The sequence below is a fragment of the Massilia sp. ST3 genome (assembly GCF_018119405.1).
Lineage (GTDB): Bacteria > Pseudomonadota > Gammaproteobacteria > Burkholderiales > Burkholderiaceae_D > Telluria.
Genome location: NZ_JAGPWC010000142.1, coordinates 1 through 2,090, shown reverse-complemented (window position 1 = coordinate 2,090; position 2,090 = coordinate 1). Strand labels below are relative to the sequence as shown.

Genomic DNA, 2,090 nt, shown 5'->3' with positions numbered 1-2,090 from the left:
ACAGAATTCGAGCTCTTTAACAATCAACAGTCGATAAGTGTGGGCGTTTGATGAAGGTGCCAGTGGCTTCGGTCGCTGATTACTTAAATTATCAAATGTTCACAAAAAATAAACGTAAATCTTCGCAAGGAGATTTCGTCAGTATTTTGAGTGAGCGACTCATCAGAAATGATGATGGCAGCAATGCCAACAAACAGAGATTGAACTGAAGAGTTTGATCCTGGCTCAGATTGAACGCTGGCGGCATGCTTTACACATGCAAGTCGAACGGCAGCGCGGGGCAACCTGGCGGCGAGTGGCGAACGGGTGAGTAATACATCGGAACGTACCCAGAAGTGGGGGATAACGTAGCGAAAGTTACGCTAATACCGCATACGTTCTACGGAAGAAAGTGGGGGACCTTCGGGCCTCATGCTTTTGGAGCGGCCGATGTCTGATTAGCTAGTTGGTGAGGTAAAGGCTCACCAAGGCGACGATCAGTAGCTGGTCTGAGAGGACGACCAGCCACACTGGGACTGAGACACGGCCCAGACTCCTACGGGAGGCAGCAGTGGGGAATTTTGGACAATGGGCGCAAGCCTGATCCAGCAATGCCGCGTGAGTGAAGAAGGCCTTCGGGTTGTAAAGCTCTTTTGTCAGGGAAGAAACGGCAGAGGTTAATACCTTCTGCTAATGACGGTACCTGAAGAATAAGCACCGGCTAACTACGTGCCAGCAGCCGCGGTAATACGTAGGGTGCAAGCGTTAATCGGAATTACTGGGCGTAAAGCGTGCGCAGGCGGTTTTGTAAGTCTGTCGTGAAATCCCCGGGCTCAACCTGGGAATTGCGATGGAGACTGCAAGGCTAGAATCTGGCAGAGGGGGGTAGAATTCCACGTGTAGCAGTGAAATGCGTAGAGATGTGGAGGAACACCGATGGCGAAGGCAGCCCCCTGGGTCAAGATTGACGCTCATGCACGAAAGCGTGGGGAGCAAACAGGATTAGATACCCTGGTAGTCCACGCCCTAAACGATGTCTACTAGTTGTCGGGTCTTAATTGACTTGGTAACGCAGCTAACGCGTGAAGTAGACCGCCTGGGGAGTACGGTCGCAAGATTAAAACTCAAAGGAATTGACGGGGACCCGCACAAGCGGTGGATGATGTGGATTAATTCGATGCAACGCGAAAAACCTTACCTACCCTTGACATGTCAGGAATCCTGGAGAGATCCGGGAGTGCCCGAAAGGGAACCTGAACACAGGTGCTGCATGGCTGTCGTCAGCTCGTGTCGTGAGATGTTGGGTTAAGTCCCGCAACGAGCGCAACCCTTGTCATTAGTTGCTACGCAAGAGCACTCTAATGAGACTGCCGGTGACAAACCGGAGGAAGGTGGGGATGACGTCAAGTCCTCATGGCCCTTATGGGTAGGGCTTCACACGTCATACAATGGTACATACAGAGGGCCGCCAACCCGCGAGGGGGAGCTAATCCCAGAAAGTGTATCGTAGTCCGGATTGTAGTCTGCAACTCGACTACATGAAGTTGGAATCGCTAGTAATCGCGGATCAGCATGTCGCGGTGAATACGTTCCCGGGTCTTGTACACACCGCCCGTCACACCATGGGAGCGGGTTTTACCAGAAGTAGGTAGCTTAACCGCAAGGGGGGCGCTTACCACGGTAGGATTCGTGACTGGGGTGAAGTCGTAACAAGGTAGCCGTATCGGAAGGTGCGGCTGGATCACCTCCTTTCTAGAGTAGCACCAGGGCTAACGCCCATCATCAAGCGTCCACGCTTATCGGCTGTTGCAAGAGCAACGAGAACAGTTCGGGTCTGTAGCTCAGTCGGTTAGAGCACCGTGTTGATAACGCGGGGGTCGTTGGTTCGAATCCAACCAGACCCACCACGGTTATCGCAGTACCACGGGGGATTAGCTCAGCTGGGAGAGCACCTGCTTTGCAAGCAGGGGGTCGTCGGTTCGATCCCGTCATCCTCCACCACTCACCTGGTTCACTGTTCACTGCATTTATCTAAGTCTGCAATACAGATTTAGATAAGTGTAGTTCTCGTTCTTTAACAATCTGGAAGAAGTAAAGTTTTTTTAAGCGTG

General features: G+C 52.1%; 2 tRNA genes and 1 rRNA gene. All 3 read left to right on the top strand.

The annotated features are described in order from the left end of the window. The first annotated feature begins 202 nt into the window (after positions 1-202). The 3 genes from KBW98_RS23735 (at position 203) to KBW98_RS23725 (ending at position 1,980) form a co-directional block, all read left to right on the top strand. A 16S ribosomal RNA gene (locus KBW98_RS23735) occupies positions 203-1,731 on the top strand. Positions 1,732-1,809: 78 nt separating this feature from the next. Continuing rightward, positions 1,810-1,886: transfer RNA gene (locus KBW98_RS23730), tRNA-Ile, on the top strand. 18 nt (positions 1,887-1,904) lie between these two features. Next, a tRNA-Ala gene (locus KBW98_RS23725) sits at positions 1,905-1,980 on the top strand. The last annotated feature ends 110 nt before the right edge of the window (positions 1,981-2,090 follow it).